General features: G+C 66.9%; 17 protein-coding genes. 13 read left to right on the top strand and 4 right to left on the bottom strand.

What is annotated here, in order from left to right:
- Positions 1 to 39 precede the first annotated feature (39 nt).
- Genes ftsX through ftsY form a run of 3 tightly spaced genes read right to left on the bottom strand, consistent with a single transcriptional unit; the run spans position 40 to position 3035 of the window.
- The gene (ftsX, locus tag BLV04_RS22250) at positions 40 to 1032 is read right to left on the bottom strand and encodes a permease-like cell division protein FtsX (RefSeq protein ID WP_093037949.1); all 993 of its coding nucleotides are present in this window, start codon (positions 1030 to 1032) and stop codon (positions 40 to 42) included.
- Between the two features lie 2 nt (positions 1033 to 1034).
- Positions 1035 to 1703 (bottom strand): cell division ATP-binding protein FtsE, encoded by a 669-nt coding sequence (gene ftsE / locus BLV04_RS22245; RefSeq protein WP_093037945.1) that lies wholly within the window; start codon positions 1701 to 1703, stop codon positions 1035 to 1037.
- A gap of 12 nt (positions 1704 to 1715) precedes the next feature.
- Positions 1716 to 3035: a signal recognition particle-docking protein FtsY gene (ftsY, locus tag BLV04_RS22240; RefSeq protein WP_175534759.1), complete on the bottom strand. Its 1320-nt coding sequence runs from the start codon at positions 3033 to 3035 to the stop codon at positions 1716 to 1718.
- Positions 3036 to 3330: 295 nt separating this feature from the next.
- Here ftsY and BLV04_RS22235 point away from each other — a divergent pair, with 295 nt between their 5' ends.
- The 7 genes from BLV04_RS22235 to BLV04_RS22205 all read left to right on the top strand — a co-directional run bounded on the left by BLV04_RS22235 (position 3331) and on the right by BLV04_RS22205 (position 10247).
- Positions 3331 to 4707 carry a M16 family metallopeptidase gene (locus tag BLV04_RS22235; protein ID WP_093037942.1) on the top strand — a complete coding sequence of 459 codons (1377 nt, stop codon included), beginning with the start codon at positions 3331 to 3333 and terminating at the stop codon, positions 4705 to 4707.
- Positions 4697 to 6043 carry a M16 family metallopeptidase gene (locus tag BLV04_RS22230; protein WP_093037939.1) on the top strand — a complete coding sequence of 449 codons (1347 nt, stop codon included), beginning with the start codon at positions 4697 to 4699 and terminating at the stop codon, positions 6041 to 6043. Before BLV04_RS22235 ends, BLV04_RS22230 begins: the two co-directional genes overlap by 11 nt.
- On the top strand, positions 6030 to 6608 hold the full coding sequence (gene rsmD / locus BLV04_RS22225; protein ID WP_245731994.1) for a 16S rRNA (guanine(966)-N(2))-methyltransferase RsmD: 579 nt from the start codon (positions 6030 to 6032) through the stop codon (positions 6606 to 6608). The genes BLV04_RS22230 and rsmD overlap by 14 nt, the downstream gene beginning before the upstream one ends.
- 86 nt (positions 6609 to 6694) lie before the next feature.
- Entirely contained in the window at positions 6695 to 7171 is a 477-nt protein-coding gene (gene coaD, locus BLV04_RS22220; RefSeq protein ID WP_093037933.1) for a pantetheine-phosphate adenylyltransferase, read from the top strand.
- Between the two features lie 66 nt (positions 7172 to 7237).
- Positions 7238 to 7489, top strand: coding sequence for a YfhL family 4Fe-4S dicluster ferredoxin (locus BLV04_RS22215; protein WP_093037928.1), 252 nt, complete (start codon positions 7238 to 7240; stop codon positions 7487 to 7489).
- Positions 7464 to 9206 (top strand): gamma-glutamyltransferase, encoded by a 1743-nt coding sequence (gene ggt, locus BLV04_RS22210; RefSeq protein ID WP_093037925.1) that lies wholly within the window; start codon positions 7464 to 7466, stop codon positions 9204 to 9206. Before BLV04_RS22215 ends, ggt begins: the two co-directional genes overlap by 26 nt.
- A gap of 129 nt (positions 9207 to 9335) precedes the next feature.
- Positions 9336 to 10247 carry a Tim44 domain-containing protein gene (locus BLV04_RS22205; protein ID WP_093037922.1) on the top strand — a complete coding sequence of 304 codons (912 nt, stop codon included), beginning with the start codon at positions 9336 to 9338 and terminating at the stop codon, positions 10245 to 10247.
- A gap of 53 nt (positions 10248 to 10300) precedes the next feature.
- Here the strand turns inward: BLV04_RS22205 and BLV04_RS22200 are convergent, their stop codons facing one another.
- The gene (locus BLV04_RS22200; RefSeq protein ID WP_093037919.1) at positions 10301 to 10675 is read right to left on the bottom strand and encodes a hypothetical protein; all 375 of its coding nucleotides are present in this window, start codon (positions 10673 to 10675) and stop codon (positions 10301 to 10303) included.
- 344 nt (positions 10676 to 11019) lie between these two features.
- Between BLV04_RS22200 and BLV04_RS22195 the strand changes: the two genes are divergently transcribed.
- The 6 genes from BLV04_RS22195 (at position 11020) to BLV04_RS22170 (ending at position 19846) form a co-directional block, all read left to right on the top strand.
- Entirely contained in the window at positions 11020 to 12471 is a 1452-nt protein-coding gene (locus BLV04_RS22195) for a glycosyltransferase (RefSeq protein WP_093037916.1), read from the top strand.
- Positions 12472 to 12720: 249 nt separating this feature from the next.
- Positions 12721 to 14064: a hemolysin family protein gene (locus BLV04_RS22190; RefSeq protein WP_093037913.1), complete on the top strand. Its 1344-nt coding sequence runs from the start codon at positions 12721 to 12723 to the stop codon at positions 14062 to 14064.
- Positions 14057 to 15412, top strand: a complete 1356-nt coding sequence (locus tag BLV04_RS22185; RefSeq protein WP_093037910.1) for a hemolysin family protein — start codon at positions 14057 to 14059, stop codon at positions 15410 to 15412. The genes BLV04_RS22190 and BLV04_RS22185 overlap by 8 nt, the downstream gene beginning before the upstream one ends.
- Before the next feature lie 147 nt (positions 15413 to 15559).
- On the top strand, positions 15560 to 15862 hold the full coding sequence (locus BLV04_RS22180; RefSeq protein WP_093037909.1) for a hypothetical protein: 303 nt from the start codon (positions 15560 to 15562) through the stop codon (positions 15860 to 15862).
- Positions 15863 to 15933: 71 nt separating this feature from the next.
- Entirely contained in the window at positions 15934 to 17367 is a 1434-nt protein-coding gene (locus tag BLV04_RS22175) for an efflux RND transporter periplasmic adaptor subunit (protein WP_093037905.1), read from the top strand.
- Positions 17368 to 17377: 10 nt separating this feature from the next.
- Positions 17378 to 19846, top strand: coding sequence for an efflux RND transporter permease subunit (locus BLV04_RS22170; protein WP_093037902.1), 2469 nt, complete (start codon positions 17378 to 17380; stop codon positions 19844 to 19846).
- Positions 19847 to 19938 lie beyond the last annotated feature (92 nt).

Below are 19938 nucleotides of genomic sequence, written 5' to 3'. Positions count from 1 at the left end.
ATCCAACGCGACAACGGAGCATGCCGCTCGAGACGCGGTTTAGCCCGGCTCCGCGCCGCGCAAATGACGGTTCACGGCAATCCAGCTGCCGATCAGGCTGAAGAGCACGCTCCCGGAGAAGATCACCAGCATCGCCAGGGGGCCGAGGCCGGTGAGCGGAAACTCGCTGCGATAGAGGGTCGCCAGACGCGAAACGGGCTGCTGCAGCAGAATCACGGCGATGGTGACGAGGAACCAGGCGGTCAGGCCGCCGAGCAGCCCGTACCAAGCCCCGGCGTAGAGAAAAGGCCGGCGGATGAAGGCGCCCGTCGCGCCGACCAGCTCCATGATCTCGATCTCGATGCGTCGGTTCAGGATCTCGAGCCGGATGGTGTTGCCGACGATCAGCAGGACACCGACACCCAACAACCCGCCGAGCAGCAGAACCGCACGCTGAGCCAGGTCGAGGATCGCCTGAAAGCGTTGCAGCCAGAGGGTATCCATTCGGGCGAAATCGGCCTCCGGCAAGGTCATCAGCTCGTCGTGAAGCGCCTGCAGCCGCTCGGGCGCCGAAGAGGCCGCCTGCGGGTAAAGCGCCAGGACCGCCGGCAAGGGGTTGCTCTTGAGCTGCGAGAGGGCGTCCTCGAACCCGCCGAGTGCTCGAAATTCGTTGAGCGCCTGCTCGCGACTGATCAGATGGACCTGCGCCAGCTCGGGTCGGGCGCGCAACTGCTCGGCGAGCCTTGCCGCCCCGGCGTCGTCGACATCCTGTTTGAGAAACAGCGAAATGGCCGCGGCCTGATCCCAACCGCCGGCCATGGTGCGCAGATTCTCGGTCACGACGAAGAGCGCGGCGGGCAGGGCCAGCGAGATCCCGATCACCGCAACCGTCATCCCGGTCGGCAGCGGCGTGCGCATGAGGCGCCCCAGGGTCGCGACCGCGCTCTGCAGATGTCTATTCGCCCAGAGGCCGGGCATGTCCAGCAGACGGGGACCGCTGCGGCGGTGCGGCTTGCGCTTGGCGGTCCTTGGGTTGAGCTTGGGCTTGGCCATGGTCACCAGGTCCCCGAGTCGTTCGCCAGTCGCCCGTCGGCGAGGGTGATGGTTCGGTAGGGCATGGACATGACCAGACCCAGATCGTGGGTCGCGATCAAGAGGGTCACGCCGACCTGGTGAAAACGCTCGAAGAGTCCGAAGATCTCGCGCGAGAGATCGGGATCGAGGTTTCCGGTCGGCTCGTCCGCGAGCACCAGCGGCGGGCGCCCGACGACGGCGCGGGCGATACCGACGCGCTGCTGCTCGCCGCCCGAGAGCGCGACCGGCGTGGCGCGCTCGCGCGCGAGCAGGCCGACCTGATCGAGCGCGGCACGCACGCGTCGACCGATCTCCTTGTGCCCGAGACCGGCGACCACAAGGGGCAGGGCTACGTTGTCGAAGACGCTGCGATCCGGCAGGAGTCGATGATCCTGAAAGATCATGCCGACCTCGCGACGGTGATACGGGATCTTGCGTCGCGGCAAGGCGGCAAGATTGCGCCCGTTGACGATCACCTGACCGCGACTCGGTCGCTCGAGCAAGCCAATCAAACGGAGCAGGGTACTCTTGCCGGCGCCCGAGTGCCCGGTGAGGAAGGCCATCTCGCCGGCCTGCATCTCGAAGCTGAGGTCGCTCAGGGCCTCGCCGCGCTCCGGGTAGCGTTTGAAGACATGCTCGAAGGAGATCACGGCCCCGTCTCCTCAGCTCAGCAAGGCATCGAGGAATTCATCGGCATCGAAGGGGCGCAAATCATCGATGGTCTCGCCGACGCCGATGAAACGAATGGGCACCTTCAAACGGTCCGCGATCGCGAAGAGGATTCCGCCCTTTGCGGTGCCGTCGAGCTTGGTCAGCGTAATCCCCGTCAGGCCGATCGCCTGATGGAAGTGGATCGCCTGGCTGAGCGCGTTCTGACCGGTCGTGGCATCCACGACCAGCATCACCTCGTGGGGCGCCTCGGGGTCGATCTTCTTCATGACCCGCGCGACCTTGGCCAGCTCCTCCATGAGGTTGGATTTGGTGTGCAGCCGACCGGCCGTATCGGCGATCAGCACATCGGCCCCGCGAGCCGTCGCCGCCTGCAGGGCATCGAAGATCACGGATGCCGAATCCGCACCGGTCTGCTGCGCGACGACGCTTACGCGGTTGCGCTCGCCCCAGGTCTGGAGCTGCTCGACCGCCGCGGCGCGGAAGGTATCGCCCGCGGCCAGGATGACGCTGTTGCCCTCCTCCTGGAGACGCTTGGCGAGCTTGCCGATCGTCGTCGTCTTGCCTGCGCCGTTGACGCCGACCATCAAGATGACCTGGGGGCGACCGGGTGCAGGCTGACGGACCGGCGCATCGGCCGCCTGCAGGACGGCGCGCAGCTCGCCCTTGAGCGCTTTGAGCAATGCCTGGGGATCGGCGAGCGATTTGCGCTTCACGCGACTCGCCAGATCCTCCATGATGCGGGCGGTCGTGGGGACACCGACATCCGCCGTGAGGAGCAGGGTTTCCAGCTCCTCCATGAGATCGTCGTCGATACGCTTGCGACCGATGAAGAGCGTTCCGAGACCATCGCCGAATGTCTCGCGGGTCCGCGTCAGGCGTTCGCGCAGTCGCGAGAAGACGCCGGATTTCTTTTCCGTGGGTTCTTCTTGAACGCGAGCCGGGGCGGGAGCAACAAGAGGCTCGGGGGCACGCGTCTCCACAGCGGGCGGCGCGGCGGCGCTCGGCGTATCCGCTTCGACCGCCCGGCGCTTGGAACGAAACCACCCGCCCCGCTTTGGGCGCGGATCGGATTCGACCGGCTCTGATTTGACCGGCTCGGCACGGACGGGCTCCGGCGTCGGAACGAGCTGCGACACGCCGATCGGCTCCGGCGGCACCCGAGCCACGGCGCGCCCGATCTGCGCCGACGACGCTACGGCCGCCGGATCCGACGCGTCGGATCCGGCGGATTCGATCGACGGCTCGGCCGCAGCCGACTGATCCGACTCCGGCAACGCGGCTTTCCTGTGCTTTTTTCCGAAACCGAACATAACGACATGCCTGAAGGGGGAGAGAAACGGCGAGGGGCAGGCGAGCGATCCGTCGAATACGCGACGGGTACTGCGACACGACCGCAGAAGAGGCCGCTCCGCCCGTGTGGACGCAATGCTATCAGATCGCCGCGACGAGATCGCCCGAGGCTCGCCCGAACATCACCCGCTTGGGCCGGGGCAACCCCGGCCTTAACAAACCGTCATCTCCGGGAACTACCAAGGCCCGGCTCTGCCCCAACATTCCCCGCAGCGGGGTTCTTCCGCCTTCCGATTGCATCCAACCGGAGTCTCCATGCACCGAATTCTTCTAAGCTTGCTCCTTTCTCTGCCCGCCCTTGCGCCGGCAGCGACCCAAACCGTCTACGAACAGACACTCGACAACGGCCTCAAGGTCCTCGTCAAACCGGACCGTCGCGCCCCGATCCTCATCTCGCAGGTTTGGTACAAGGTGGGGTCCAGCTACGAGTACGGCGGGATCACCGGCGTGTCGCACCTGCTCGAGCACATGATGTTCAAGGGCACCGAGCGGCTCGCCCCGGGCGAGTTCTCGCGCATCATCGCGGAGAACGGCGGGGAGGAAAACGCCTTCACCGGGCGTGACTACACCGCCTATTTTCAGTCGCTCGCGAACGACCGCCTGGAGATCGCCCTCGAGCTCGAGGCCGAGCGCATGCGCAATCTCGACTTGGATGCCGAGGAGTTCGCCAAGGAGCTCGAGGTCGTGAAGGAGGAGCGGCGCACCCGCACCGACGACAACCCGCAATCGCTGGCCTTCGAGCGCTTCAACGCCGTCGCCTACGTCGCCTCCCCTTACCGCAACCCGGTCATCGGCTGGGCCGGCGATCTCGAGCAGGCGAGCGTCGAGGACCTGCGCGACTGGTACCGTCTCTGGTACGCCCCGAACAATGCGACCCTGGTGGTCGCGGGCGATGTCGATCCCGAGGAGGTCTTTCGATTGGCCGAGAAACACTTCGGCCCGCTCGTGCCCGAGCGCGTCAGCCCGCCCAAGAGGCAACCCGAGCCCGAGCAGCTGGGGACGAAACGCATGGTCGTGAAGGCGCCCGCACAAGAGCCCTATCTCTTGATGGGCTACAAGGCGCCGGCGCTGATCGACGCCGAAGAGGCCTGGGAGCCCTATGCCTTCGAGGTCCTGACGTCGGTCCTGGACGGCGGGAGCAGTACCCGTCTGGAGCGTGAGCTGGTGCGCGGCAGTCAGGTCGCGTCCTCGGCGAGCGCGAGCTACAGCGCTTTCGATCGCCTGCCCGGCATGTTCATGCTGAGCGGCGTCCCTGCCAAGGGCCAAACGATCGAGCAGGTCGAGGCGGCGCTGCTCGCGCAGATCGAGCGCGTCCGAACCGAGCTCGTCGACGAGCGCGAGATGGAGCGCGTGCGCAACCAGCTGATCGCGGACAAGGTCTACGAGCGCGACTCTCTTTTCTACCAGGCGATGGTCCTCGGACAGCTGGAGACGGTGGGCCTGGGTTGGGAGCTCGCCGATAGCTATGTCGACCGACTCGCGGCGGTCACGCCCGAGCAGGTCCGCGCCGTCGCACAAAAATATCTGGTCCCCGAGAAGCTCACCGTCGGCGTGCTTGATCCGCAACCGATGGACGACAACCAAACCGCGCGCGCACCGGTCGCGCTGGAGATGCAGACCAATGTGCACTGATCCCCGCCGATTCTCCATCTGGTCGAGCGCACTCCTGCTGTGCGCCGCCGGGAACCTTCAGGCCGCCCCCGAGATCCAGACTTGGCAGGCCGCAAGCGGCGCGCGCGTGCTCTTCGTCGCCTCGCCAGAGCTGCCGATGGTCGACGTGAATCTGGTCTTCGACGCCGGCAGCGCCCGCGACGGCGAGCGCTCGGGCCTGGCGTCCATGACGGCGGATATGCTGACTCAGGGCGCTGGTGACTGGGACGCCGACGCGATCGCCGTCAGGATCGAGGATGTCGGTGCCAAGCTCGGCGCAAGCGCGGATCGGGACAAGACCTCGGTGTCGCTGCGCACCCTGACCCGGCAGCCTGCGATGGACACGGCCGTGGAGACGCTCGCAACCCTGGTGAGCGCCCCGACCTTTGCCGATGCGGATCTCGAGCGGGAGCGCCGCAATCGGCTCATCGCGCTGCGTCAGGACGAGGAGTCGCCGCGCACCGTCGGGCAGAAGGCGCTCTATCGCAAGATCTTCGGCAGCCATCCCTACGCGGCCGACCCGTCCGGCACGGCCGAGACGGTTACGGCGATCACGCGAGAGGATCTGGTCGACTTCCATCGGCGCCACTACACCGGGGCGAACGCGTTGGTGGCGATCGTCGGCGCGCTTGACCGCCCGCAGGCCGAGGCGCTCGCGGACCGGATCACCGCCGGCCTTCCGAAGGGCGAGCGTTTGGCGCCGCTGCCGGGCGTGGCCGATCTGGATGTCGCGGTGACGGAGCAGATCACCTTCCCGTCCAGTCAGACCACCGTGGTGGCGGGCCAGCCCGGCATGCGTCGCGGCGACCCGGACTATTTCACACTCTACGTGGGCAACCACATCCTCGGGGGCAGCGGCCTGGTCTCCCTGCTGATGGAGGAGATCCGCGAAAAGCGCGGACTCTCCTACAGCACCTACAGCTATTTCCTGCCCTTGGCGCAGCCCGGCCCCTTCCTGATGGGCCTGCAGACCAAGAACGATCAGGCCGACCAGGCACGCGAGGTCATGCTCGACACCCTGCGCCGCTTCATCGCGTCGGGACCGAGCGAGGCGGAGCTGACCGCGGCGAAGAAGAACATCACCGGCGGCTTCCCGCTGCGGATCGCAAGCAACTCCGACATCGTCGGGTATCTCGCCGTCATCGGCTTCTACGACCTGCCGCTGGACTATCTCGACCGCTTCACCGACCGCATCGAGGCGGTGACGGCCGAGCAGATCAAGGATGCCTTTTCGCGTCGGCTCGATCCGGATCGGCTGGCCATCGTGGTGGTCGGGGGCAGCACGGAGCAAACCGCAGGTGTCGGTGGCGAAGGCTAGAGGCGAGCTGCGCATCATCGGCGGTCGCTACCGCGGCCGCCGCCTGCCGATCCCGAGCGAGACGGGGCTGCGGCCGACGTCCGATCGCGTGCGCGAGACCCTGTTCAACTGGCTGGCACCCGTGATTCCCGGCGCGCGCTGTCTCGATGCCTTTGCAGGAAGCGGCGCGCTCGGATTCGAGGCCGTATCGCGCGGTGCGGGCGAGGTCGTCTTGATCGAGCAGTCCGGAGCAGTCGCGCGCCAGCTCGAAGCGAACGCCAGTCGACTGGGCGCCGAAGATATCCGGGTCCTGCACGGCGATGCGATCCGCTGGCTCGAGGGCTCGGGCCCGCCGTTCGATATCGTCTTCCTCGACCCGCCCTTCGCGGAGGCACTCTGGGCGCCCGCGATCGAGCGTCTGGCCCACCGGGGCTGGCTCAAACCGGGCAGTCGCGTCTATCTGGAGGCCCCGGCGCGCAGCGGGTTTCCGGATCTTCCGGCGGGCTGGGATCTCGTTCGGGACAAGACGGCCGGTCAGGTGCGCTACGGGCTCGTGATCGTCGGCTCGGATGCCGAAGCCGCCTGACTCCTACCCGAGCCTGCGCTGTGGTATTGTGCGGGCCGCCGACGGCCCGGGGGCTCCGGGCACTTCATCCGAGCGAGGAAACGGGTTTGCGACGCGTGGTTTATCCGGGGACATTCGATCCCGTCACCAATGGTCATACCGATCTGATCCTGCGTGCCGCGCGTCTGTTCGACCGTGTGATCGTGGCCGTGGCCGTGGATACGGGCAAGGCGCCGCTGTTCTCGACCGACGAGCGGGTAGCCCTGGTTCGAGAGGCGCTCGGGCCCCGCGAGAACGTCGAGATCGTGCCCTTTCAGGGGCTCCTCGTGGAGTTCGCCAGGCAACTCGGCGTCAGCGTCATCATGCGTGGCTTGCGTGCGGTCTCGGACTTCGAGTACGAGTTCCAGCTGGCCGGCATGAACCGACGCATGGCCCCGGACATCGAGACCCTGTTCCTGACGCCGGCCGAGACCTACTCCTACATCTCCTCCTCGCTGGTGCGCGAGATCGCAAGGCTCGGCGGGGATGTCTCGACCTTTGTCGCACCTGCGGTGCAGGCTGCACTGAAAGAGCGGTTTGGATAAGATCCGCGCAACCCCATACAGCCCGTTGGGCTCAGCCAACCTAACCCCTCGACCAGGAGTGATTTCATGTCACTGATCATCACCGACGAATGCATCAACTGCGATGTGTGCGAGCCCGAGTGCCCGAACGGCGCCATCTCGCAAGGCGACGAGATCTACGTGATCGACCCCGCGCTCTGCACAGAGTGTGTCGGCCACTACGAGACCTCCCAGTGTGTCGAGGTCTGCCCGGTCGACTGCATCATCAAGGACCCGGACCACGAAGAGACCGAGGAGGAGCTTCGGGCCAAGTATGAGCACATCACCGGCGAGAGCTGACGTCGCCCGAAGCGCCGCAAGCCGCCGCCGCGCCCTGTGGCGCGGCGGCGCGTGGATCGCGACGCTCCTGCTTGTATCTACGGGGGTCGGAGCCGCCTGCGATCCACGGGGCGTGCGTCCCGATCAGGCCGCGATCGCCTCGGCTCATCCCTTGGCGACCGAGGCCGGGCTGAAGATCCTCGACGCCGGAGGCAACGCCTTCGATGCTGCCGTCGCGGTCACCGCCGCCTTGGCCGTCGTCGAGCCCTACGGCTCCGGGATCGGCGGCGGTGGTTTCTGGCTGATTCATCGCGCGGAGGACTGCCGCGAAACCATGCTCGACGGACGCGAGCGTGCACCGCTGGCGGCACATCGCGATCTCTTTCTCGACGACGCCGGGCAGTTCGTCCCCGAGTCCGCCCTTGTCGGGCCACTGTCGGCGGGTATCCCCGGCACACCGGCCGCGCTCGTGCAGCTCGCCGAGGGCTACGGACGCCTGCCGTTGGCGCAGACCCTCGCTCCGTCCATTGCTCTGGCGCGCGACGGTTTCGAGATCGGGGACGGCTATCGACGGGTAGCTGCATTGCGCCTGTCCGCGCTCCGGGCCTCGCCGGCAGCCGCCGCGCAGTTTCTGGTCGACGACGAGGTGCCGCCTCGCGGACATCGTCTGCGCCAGCCCGATCTAGCCGACACCCTGGAAAGGCTCGCAAGCGGCGGCCATACGGGTTTCTATGCCGGCGAGACCGCGGATCGCCTAGTGTCCGGCGTGCGTGCCGCGGGCGGAATCTGGACGCTCGAGGACCTTGCCGAATACCGTGCCGTGGAGCGCGAGCCGATCGTCGCGAGCTTCCGCGGCTGGCGTCTCGTCAGCGCCGCGCCGCCCTCCTCCGGGGGCGTATTGCTGGTCCAAATCCTCAACATGCTCGCCGCGATCGAGCCGCAGCCGGAGTCCGGCACCGCTCGGGCCCATGCGCTCGTCGAGTCGATGCGCCGGGCCTATCGCGACCGAGCACGCTATCTCGGCGACCCCGATCACGTGGAGATGCCGATCGAGCGCCTGACCCATCCGCACTATGCGGCCGGCCTAATTCGCGATTTCGATCCAACCCGTGCCACCCCGAGCACGACCGCCGAGACCGCTGCGACCGCCTCCGAGGGCCGTGACACCACCCATTTCTCGATCCTCGATCGCGAAGGCAACCGGGTTGCGGCGACACTCAGCATCAACTATCCCTTCGGCTCCGGATTCGTCCCGCCGGACACGGGTGTCTTGCTGAACGACGAGATGGACGATTTTTCGGCACAACCCGGCGTCGCGAACGCCTACGGCTTGGTCGGCGGCGAGGCCAACGCCATCGCCCCCGGCAAGCGCATGCTCTCGAGCATGTCGCCGACCTTTCTGGAGTCGCCCGAGACGGTCGCCATCCTGGGCACACCCGGCGGAAGTCGCATCATCACCATGGTGCTGCAGGGCATCTTGGGAGCCGTCGACGGGGTCCCGCTCGAGGACTGGATCGCGCAGCCCCGGATCCACCATCAGTATCTTCCGGACCGGCTCGAATTCGAGTCGGGTGCACTGAGCCCGGCTGAACAACGCGATCTCACGGCGATGGGGCACCGGCTCGAGCTGCTGATCCGTCCCATCGGGGACATGCAGGCGATCCTCTGGGATCGCGCGAACGGGCAGGTGAAGGCCGCGAGCGATCCGCGCGGTGCCGGGCACGCCGAGGTTCGGTGAATCCGGCGGTTGGGGCGGTTAGGTTCGAATTGTTTTTCGCGGCGCAGCCCGGATCCTAAAGGGTTAACGTCGAGTTCCGAATAGTCACAGTCATCACGTCAACTCACCCACCGAGGAGTCCCGACTCGTATGAGATTCAAAACACTCATAACCGCGGCCGTCGCCGTGATCGCGGTCACCGTTCTATCCGTCCCGGCCGATGTCGAGGCCAAGCGCATGGGCGGCGGCATGAACCTCGGCAAGCAGTCCAGCGGGATGCAACGCCAAGCTCAACCCGCTGCGACGGCGCAACGTCCGGCCCAGCCCAATGCAGCACAAGCCGCTGCCGGCCAACGCCCGGCGAGCGGTGCGAGCCGTTGGCTCGGACCCTTGGCCGGTCTTGCCGCCGGCGGTCTGCTGGCCTCCATGTTCTTCGGCGACGGCTTCGAGGGGTTCCAGATCATGGACTTCCTGCTGATCGCGCTGCTTGCGGTCGGGGGCTTCATGCTGTTCCGGATGTGGAAGCGTAATCAGGCCAAACCGGCGATGGCCGCGGCCGGTGTGGGCGGCGGATTCCCGCACGCCGGATCCGCTCCGGCCTACGAGCGCCGCGGACAGGCGGACAGCGGCATCCTGCATCCGGGCATGGGCGCTCAGGGCGGCCCGGTGGCCGGCGACAACCAGTCACCGAGCTGGTTCGACGGCGCCGGCTTCCTGGAAGGTGCGAAGTCTCACTTCATCAATCTTCAGGCGTCTTGGGACCAAGCCGACTTCGACGGTATCCGCGAATACATGACGCCCGAGCTCTTCGCGGATCTGCAGCGCGAGCGTCTCAAGACCGAAGGGAGTCAATCCACCGAGGTCGTGCGCCTGAACGCCGAGCTGATCGGGGTGCGTCGCGAGGGTGATCTCGTGGTGGCGAGCGTGCTCTTTTCCGGCCTGATCCGCGAGGACGAGAAGGGCGCGGCCGATCCCTTCAGCGAGATCTGGCATGTCCAGCATCGTTGGGACGGCGCCGAGGGCGACTGGCATATTGCCGGCATCCAACAGGTCGAAGGCTGATCCTAAGATCCGGCCTGCGCTGCACGCGGCGCAGGCCGGCATCCTCACTTGGCTTAACCGATCGGCGCCCTGTCGTTCAACCACTCGCGCGCGATGGAGAAACTGACGTCCACGGCGATCAAGCCCAGGATCAAGAAGCCCATGGCAAGAAGCCAGTAGAGCCTTCGCAACATCCCCCGCATCCATCGGCGCCAGCCGCCGCCCGCCTCGGGAGCCCTCGGGATACGGGCAAACAGATCGATGAAGACCACCCCGAGCACGGCCCAAAGAAGGACGACCAAGGCGGGAAATAGGACCAAGTCCCCCTCCGCCGCCTCGAATGCGACCAAAGAAATCCCCGCGGCCAATGCTCCGACAACGGAGAGGCCGATGAAGAAGGCGCGCGCCGGTGCGAAACGCACGGCGATCTGCTGCATGAGATCGAGCATGTCCGGTGCCTGCGCGGAGGATAGCCGCTTGATTCCAAGATCTGATTCTAATCCCTGGACCCCGTTCGCATCCGTCCGTTCATCGCCCGACGGCCGTTCGCGGAGCGAGCGAGACACGCAACGCGATGCGGCTCTTGCCGTCGCGACACGGCTCGCTCTATCCTGTCGCGCGAACGACCGGAGCCGCCGATCAGTCGGATGGTCGGCGAAGGATCCGAACCCGCAACACGAATCGAGACGTCCTTGCCGGGGTCTTAGCCATACGCTCGCCCCGTTGCCCTCGCTGCCGGCCGACCGGCCAACCTAATTCTTATAACCGATTCAGATCCTACGGACATATTCACATGCTCGCAGCGGAACCGATTGTCGAGCTGCTCCTGACGCTTGGCTTGATCCTCCTGGCGATGTCATCGCTCAATCTTCTCGGACTCATGCTCGCGCGTCTGTTGATGCCGGCTCGACGTCTCCTCGCGACGGCACCGACCGGCAGCCCGCTCCCGACGGTGCTGGTTCAGCTCCCGCTCTTCAACGAGGGCGAGCTGGTCGATCGCGTCCTCGAGGCCGTGATGGCCCTGGATTGGCCGAGAGACCGTTTGCAGATCCAGGTGCTCGACGACAGTACCGACGAGTTTTCGCTGTCGCTCAGCCAGCGGGCCGTCGCCAAGCTGCGTCGCGAAGGTGTCCAGATCGAGCTCCTGCATCGAATCAAACGCACCGCCTTCAAGGCCGGTGCGCTGGCGGCCGGCCTCGAGCGCTCGGATGCGGAGTTCGTGGCCATCTTCGACGCCGATTTTATGCCGCCGTCGGATTTCTTGCGCAAGATCATCGACCCCTTGCTCGCGCAGCCCGATCTCGCCTACGTCCAAGCCCGCTGGGCACACATCAACCGGGACGACAGTCTGCTGACCCGCACGCAGGCGCGCCTGCTCGATTCGCACTTCCAGGTCGAGCAGGAGGCGCGTTGGCGCCTGGGTCTGCCGGTCCCCTTCAACGGAACCTGCGGCGTCTGGCGTCGCCGCGCGATCGAGGACGCCGGCGGCTGGCAGGGAGACACGCTCACGGAGGACCTGGATCTGAGTTTGCGGGCCCGTCTGCGCGGCTGGCGCTCCCTGTTCATGAAGGACCTGCCGGTCCCCGGCGTGCTGCCCGTCTCGGTACGCGCCTGGCGGACCCAACAGTTTCGCTGGACCAAGGGATTCGCTCAGTGCTTCGTGAAGCTGCTGCCGATGATCTGGGCCAGTCCTGTGCTGCCGCGCTGGCAGAAGGTCATGATCAGCTTCCAGCTCGGGCAACCCCTGGCGTTCCTGATCGGTGCTGTCTGCGTGGTCTTGGGACTGCCCTTCATCGCCGGCGCGGCGATCCCCGGCGAGGTACTGAGCCGAGTCGCGATCCTCACCTCGATGCTCGGCTTCGCCGCACCCATCGGCTTCCTGACACTCTCGGGCATCCGCTCCGGAGCCCGCGCAACGGCAACCGAGGTCTTCGGTGCACTCTTCCTGACCACCGGGCTCCTCCTCTCCAACGCCCGCGCCGGCCTGGAGGCCCTGCTCGGTTACCGCAGCCCCTTCGTGCGCACGCCGAAGGGCGCAGTCACGGTCGGCCCGCGCAGGATGGTGCGCTGGCCGAATGGACTCCTGGAGCTGAGTGCCGGTCTCGGCCTCCTGGGCTTTGCCCTGATGGAACAACCGGTCACCGTCATCTATCTGGTCATGGTCATCGGCGGCCTACTGGGGGTGGGAACCTTGCAGTTCCTGGACGGCCGCGCGCTTTCGAAACAGACCGGCGCCGGATCCTGAAACCAAGCGCTCGGGTCGGCCGAAGCCGTATTCGGCCGATTCGGGTGCACACGCGACGACGTTTGCCCCCCCATGCTTGCCTGATATACTCTCGGCCATGAACCACACACCCCTGCTCGTCGTCGGCGAGCCCGACGATGCCGACTCCGCGGACCCCCACAGTCCGGGCTTGATCCCCACCCCACAGCGCCCGACCGACCCAGCACCTCGCCGTTCGAGCCGGCATCCCCGCCCTGCCGGAGCCGCCCGATGAGCGCCTGGATGTTTCTCGTCGTCGGCCTTCTGATCCTGATCAATGCGCTCTATGTCGCGGCCGAGTTCGCGATCGTGGGTGCTCGAGCCAGTCGCGTCGAGCATTTTGCCCGGCAGGGTCATCGGCTCGCCGCGGCGCTCTTGCCCATCGTCAAAGACACGACGCGCCTGGATCGCTACATCGCCACCTGCCAGATCGGGATCACGCTCTCCAGCCTGATCCTCGGTGCCTTCGGACAGGCGACGATCGCCATTGCGCTCGGTGCACTCCTGGTCTCGGACTGGGGGATGGAGACGGTGGGCGCGTACGCCTTGTCGGCGACCATCGTGCTGGTGGTACTGACCTCGACCCAGGTCGTGCTCGGTGAGCTGATCCCCAAGACGGTCGCCCTGCAATACCCGGTCGGGACGGCGATGTACACCTACCTGCCGATGCGCTGGTCCTTGGTCTTGTTTTATCCCTTCATCGGACTGCTCAACGGGAGCGGCAACCTGATTCTCAGGAGGTTCGGCATCGACCCGGAGGTCAGCCATCGACATGTCCATTCTCCGGACGAGATCGAGCTCCTAATTCGCGAGAGCAACGAGGGCGGGATGTTGGAGGCCAAGGCGAGCAAGCGTCTGCGCGAGGTGCTTCGCCTGAGCCGCCACACGGTGCGTCAGTTCATGGTGCCTCGGCGACAGATCGCGAGTCTGGATCTGGCCGCACCGCTCGATCAACTCTTGGCCGAGATCGACGCGTCGCCCTACACCCGCTTGGTGGTCCACCGGGACGGGCTCGACAATGTGCGCGGCTTCATCCATGTCAAGGATCTGGCGATTGCGACCGCCGACGGGCGCGAGATCCTCGCCCTGCAACCCCTGGTCCGTCCGCTCCTGGCGCTGCCGAACCGATTGACCCTGGATCGGGTGCTGGGACAGATGCGTGATCGGCGCGCCCGCATTGCGCTTGTGGTGAGCGAGTACGGCGACGTCGAGGGGCTCATCAGCCTGGAAGACATCGTTCGGGAGCTGATCGGCGAGCTGTCGGACGAGTTCAAATCCAACAGCGAGCTTGCCCCCGAGCAGCTCGACGACGACCGTTGGCGCCTACCCGGACGTCTCCCGCTCGATGAAGCGATCGATTGGGCACGCCCCTACACCGACCCGGCCGTTTGGCACGACAGTCAAGCCGAGACCCTCGCCGGCTGGTTGCTCGAGCAGCTCGGCAACATCCCGGAGGCGGGCGACAGGCTGGAGGTGATCGGCCTTGCGTTCGAGATCGAGGAGATGGACGGACCGGCGATCGCATCCGTCATGGTTCGTGTCGTCGGCGGCGCATCGGGAGACGAGCATGCATGAGCTCTGGATCGTCCTGATCGTCATCATGGCCTTGGTGGCCCTCAACGGACTCTTTGTCGCCGCCGAGTTCGCCATCATCGGCACCTCGCGCGCCGCAATGGCCGCGCGGGCGGAGGCAGGCGATGCGCTCGCACGGCGGATCGCCCGCATCCTCGACGACCCGGCGCGACTCGATCGCTACGTCGCCACGGCCCAGCTCGGCATTACCTTCGCAAGCCTGGGTCTGGGGATGTACGGCGAGCACACCCTGGCCGGATACTTCGAGGAATGGCTTCTGCTTGCGGGATTCACTGACCTGGGCGCGCTCGTGACGGCGCATGGGCTCGCGGCGGTGCTGGCCATCACGGCGATCACCTATCTGCATATCGTCTTGGGCGAGATGGTCCCCAAGGCACTTGCGCTGACCCGGCCCATGACGGTTGCCATGTGGGTCACACCGCCGATGTTGGTGATCGGCTTGATCCTCTATCCCTTGGTCCGCGCGCTCAATCTGACCGGCAACCTCCTGCTTGGCCTGGTCGGCTTCAAGCGCGGACGCAGCGCGGCCCATTACCTCGGCCAGGACGAGCTGGAGTCGCTCGCCCGCGAGAGCCAAGAGAGCGGCCTTTTGAGCGAGGAGAGCGGTCGGATCTTCCTCGAGCTTGCCGATTTCAGCGAGATCGCAGCCGTACAGGCGATGGTGCCGCGGGTGCGCGCGAGCGGGATCCCGGTCGGGGCAACCGACGCCATGCTCCGCGAGATCCTGCATCGGCATCGCCACACCCGCTACCCGGTCTACGAGGGTAGTCTCGACCAGATCATCGGGACCATTCACATCAAGGATCTGATGACGCTGCTGCGTGCCGGTGCTGGCCTCGATCCCGCAGTGGTCCGAGAGACCGCTTACCTGCCCGAAACCGCGACCTTGGACGATGTCCTCGCAGCAATGGACCGGGTGCACAACCAGATGATCGTGGTCATGGACGAGCACGGCGGGACCGCGGGCATCCTCACCATGGAAGACATCTGCGCCGAGGCCGTCGGAGATATCGAGGAGGGTGTCGAGGACGTCCCGGACGTCTTACCGGTCGGCACCGCGGGCTACCAGGTCCAAGGCACGGTGCGCCTGGACACCCTCGGCGACCTGATCGGGCGCGAGCTCGAGCACCCCGAGATCGACACCGTCTCCGGGCTGATCCTAAGCGAGCTCGGCCGACCGCCGGTGCTCGGGGATTCGGTCCGGTGGAGCGGCCTGCACTTCGAGGTCAGCGGCCTCTTCGGCCGCGGTGTCCGCCAGGCTACCCTGACGTTCGAAATGCCGGAGACAACCGCCGATCGGGATGCCGAGCCGGCGGAGGATACGCACTGATCTGTCGCGAAACGGAAAACTCGCACGCTCAGGGCATCCTGAAGATGGTTGGCAGCAAGCACGCCGGACAACCGACTCGAGTAACCGGCTTGACTGGTGTCCTGTTAGCCCCCAATTCCTCGCTGTAGTGCACAGGTAACCAAAACCATGCTGCGGCGACTCACCGCGATCTTAGCCATTCTGTTGATTTTAGGCTCGTCTCTGACGTGGGCCTACACCCAGGTCGTGCCCGAGCCAACGGCGTCTGCGATCGGTGACCCGCATGCCCAGTCGATCCTCGACGATGGCCATTGTGACCACCACTGCCACGCGGCCGCGCACCTGATTGCGCTGGAGACGCGCAGCGACGCGCTGAGTCTATTGCGCGATACCGAACGCTTCTCCTTCGTGCGGCATGTCCGCCTGACGACGCTCTACCCAAGCCCTCCGAGAGAACCTCCGCGTCTCTAGCCCGATTCTCTTCTCCACGGCCGTGCCCGAGGTTCGGCCTCCAGAGATCACCGGAATCAGGGTGCTTCCCAATGACCTTTCTCTCCAACCGCGACGGGCGCGTACTGTATCGCGCTCGCCGTCCGGCCATTTCTCGGTTGCTGACCCCCGTGGCGGCAGCTCTTGTCGCCGCGCTCGCGACGCCGGCACTCTCCGAGCCCATACTCGCCACGCCGGCCAAGCCCGCTGCAGCCGACGTATCCCGATCCGGCACCGCTGCGGGCGACGTCCGGCCCGCCGCATCGGGCGCGACGCACGATCACTCGGCAGACCCCGATGGCGATCACGCCGACCACGGTGCTCATGCCCACGACGACCGCGAGATACATGACACAACCGCCGGCTCGGCGGCCGAGCCCGACGCACGGGACGAACGCGCGTCCGGCGAGGACGCGCACGACGAAGACGCCCACGCGGGCCATGACGACCACGCCGAAGAGGGCGAAGCCCCGAACGACGTCCGGTTGTCGCCCGCGCAGCGCCGAGCGCTGAAGCTCGAGACCCGGGTGCTGCAACCGCGCCCGCTGGCAGCGGCGATCCGTGCCCCCGGCGAGGTGCGCGCCAACGCCTATGCCACCTCGCGCGTGACCCCGCGCATCGCCGCTCAGGTGGTGGCCCGGCATGCCCGGCTCGGCGACGCGGTCCCGGCCGGACAGCCGCTGGTGACCCTGTCCAGCCCCGAGATGGCCGACGCCCAGGGCGACTTCGTGGTGGCCGAGCGGGAGTGGCAGCGCCTGCGCCAGCTCAAGGGCGACAATTTCGTCTCCGAGCGCGAGCACCTGCAGGCGCGCGTCGCGCGGGACAAGGCGCTCTGGCGCGTGCTCGCGTTCGGCATGACCCGGGCACAGGCCGACGCCCTGGCGGCAGCCGAATCGGGCACGGCGGACGGTACCTTCGACCTGCTCGCGCCGAGCGGCGGGACGGTGGTCGCCGATGACTTCGTGCTCGGGGAGCTGGTCGAGCCCGGTCGTATGCTGTTCGAGATCACCGACGAGGCCGTACGCTGGGTCGAGGCCCGTTTGCCGCCGGAGGAGGCCGCGCGCGCGTCGATCAAGGATGCGGCGCGCATCGCCGACGGGGAGGTTTGGCTTGATGGACAGGTGGTGCAGATCCATCACCTGCTCGACGAGGCGACCCGCACCCGCGGCGTGCGTATCGCCGTGCCCGACCCCGAGCACCGACTGCATCCCGGCACCTTCGTCGATGTGACGCTGCTCGCCGAGCCCGGCGAGCCGGTGCTGGCGTTGCCCGAGACGGCAGTGCTGCGCGCCCCGGACGGCGACTGGCAGGTCTTCGTCGCCGAAGACGAGGCGACCTTCCGCCCCGTGGAGGTCGTGCCGTTGCACACCGCCGGCGGGCTGACGGCCATCACCGGCCTTCCCGCGGGGACGCGCGTGGTGACCCAAGGTGCCTTCTTCCTGCAATCGGAGCTCGCCAAGGGCGGCTTCGATCCGCACAACCACTGAGGGCGCAAGGATGCTGGACAAACTCGTCGAGGCGGCGGTCCGCAACCGCCTGCTGGTGCTGCTCGCGCTGGCGGTCTTTCTGGGTGCGACCGCGCTGATCCTGCCGCGGCTCAAGCTCGATGCCTTCCCGGATGTGACCAATATCCAGGTCACGGTCAACACCGAGGCCCCGGGGCTCGCGGCCGAGGAGGTGGAGCAGCTCATCAGCTTCCCGATCGAGGCGGTGATGTATGCGCTGCCGGACGTCGAGGAGGTGCGCTCCATCTCCAAGACCGGGCTGTCGATCGTCACCGTGGTGTTCGCCGAGGGCACCGACATCTACTTTGCCAGGCAGCTCGTCTTCGAGCGTCTGCAGGATGCGAAGGAGCAAATCCCGCCCGGCGTCGGCACGCCGGAGATGGGTCCCAACACCTCGGGTCTGGGGCAGGTGTTTCAGTACGTCCTGCGCGCCCAAGATCCGGCGCGCTTCGACGCCATGGCGCTGCGCAGTCTCAACGACTGGGTGGTCAAGCTGCTGCTGATGCCGGTGGAGGGCGTCACCGACGTGTTGTCCTTCGGCGGCGATGTGCGCCAATACCAGGTGCTGGCCGACTCCAAGCGGCTGCTCGCCTACGACCTGACCATGGCCGACCTGGCCAGCGCCATCGAGTCCGGCAACCGCAACGCCGGCGGCTGGTATCTGGACCGCGGCGCCGAGCAGCTGACCATCCGCGGGGTCGGCTGGGTACGCCCCGGCGAGGACGGTCTGCGCGACATCGGCAACACCCCGCTCAAGGACGTCGATGGCGTGCCGGTGCGGGTGCGGGATGTGGCCGAGGTGGCCTTCGGCCCCGAGATCCGCCAGGGCGCGGTGACCATGAGCGTGCGTTCCGAGGACGGCAGCTCACGGGCCTTGGGCGAGGTCGTCGTCGGCATCGTGCTCAAGCGTATGGGCGCCAACACCAAGGCTACGATCGACGGGGTCAAGGCGCGGCTGCCGGCCATTCAGCAGGCGCTGCCCGAGGGCGTGGTGATCGAGGCCTTCTACGACCAGTCGGAGCTGGTGGAGCGGGCGGTCGCCACCGTCACCGGCGCACTCGCCCAGGCGTTCGTCCTGATCGTCATCGTCTTGGCGCTGTTCCTGCTCAACCTGCGCGCGACCCTGCTGGTGTTGATTTCGATCCCGCTCAGCGTGCTGCTGGCGCTGGTGGTCATGGCTTGGTGGGGGCTCTCGGCAAACCTGATGTCCCTCGGCGGGCTGGCCATCGCCATCGGCATGATGGTGGATGGCTCGGTGGTGATGATGGACAACATCTTCACGCACCTCTCGCGCGGCGACAGTGCGGTCAAGGGCAAGGTCGAAGGCGGCGTGGCGCTGCGCATCGAAGAGGCCGCACGCGAGGTCGGTCGGCCGGTGTTCTTCGCCGTCGGTGTCGTCGTCATCGTCTTCGCGCCCTTGCTGACGCTGCAAGGGGTCGAGGCCAAGCTGTTCACGCCCATGGCCGTCGCCATCGTGCTGGCCATGCTCGCCTCGGTGCTGGTGGCCTTGACGGTGGTGCCGGCGCTGGCGAGTTATCTGTTCCGCCGCCCGCTCGCGTCGCGCCCGAATCCGCTGCTGCAAGCGCTGGAGCGCGGCTACGGCTGGCTGCTGCGCGGGGCGCTGCGGGTGCGCTGGCTGGTGGTGGCCGCGGCGCTGGTGCTGTTCGCGGTGAGCATCCTGCTGATCCCGCGGCTCGGCACCGAGTTCGTACCCGAGCTCGAGGAGGGCACGCTCAACATCCGGGTGACCCTGGCGCCCTCGTCGAGTCTGGCCACGGCCCTGGAGGTGGCCGCGCAGCTGGAGCCGATCCTGATGACCTTCCCCGAGGTGACTTATGTCTCCAGCCGCATCGGCCGCGCCGAGCTCGGCGGCGATCCGGAGCCGGTCTCCAACATCGAGCTCTATGTCGGGCTCAAACCCCAGGGCGAGTGGACCACGGCAGTGACGCGCCCGGCGTTGCAGGAAACGATGGAAGCGGCCTTGTCGGTCCATCCTGGGCTCCTGTTCTCCTTCTCCCAGCCCATCGCCACCCGCGTCGACGAGCTGCTCTCGGGCGTCAAAGCCCAGCTCGCGGTCAAGCTGTTCGGGCCGGATCTGGAGCAACTCTCGGACTATGGCGCGCGGATCGAGGCGCTGGTGCGCGCCGTGCCCGGCACCCGCGACGTGGCCCTGGAGCCGATCGCCGGCGAATCGCAGTTGGTGGTGCGCCCGGACCGCGACCGGCTCGCGCGCTTCGGCATTCCGGTCGCCCAGGTCATGGCGCTGGTGGAGGACGCCATCGGCGGTGTCGAGGCGGGTCAGGTCATCCAGGGCAACGAGCGCTACGACATCCTGGTGCGCCTGGCCGCCGAGGAGCGCGAGAGCGTCGAGGCCATCGGCGAGCTGATCCTGACCGCAGCCAACGGCGCCTGGGTGCGCCTGCGCGACGTCGCCGAGGTGCGCATCGACTCCGGCCCGTGAGTACGGCCACCTTCCCTGATGGGTTTTTCCTCTTAAATCGTCAACTTGTATGAGGGAGAGCGGTGGGCCTCCCTCGGGGTGCTTGAACAACA

It is taken from the genome of Thiocapsa roseopersicina, assembly GCF_900106925.1.
GTDB classification, from domain to species: Bacteria; Pseudomonadota; Gammaproteobacteria; order Chromatiales; family Chromatiaceae; genus Thiocapsa; species Thiocapsa roseopersicina.
This window is presented reverse-complemented; position numbering and strand designations above follow the sequence as displayed.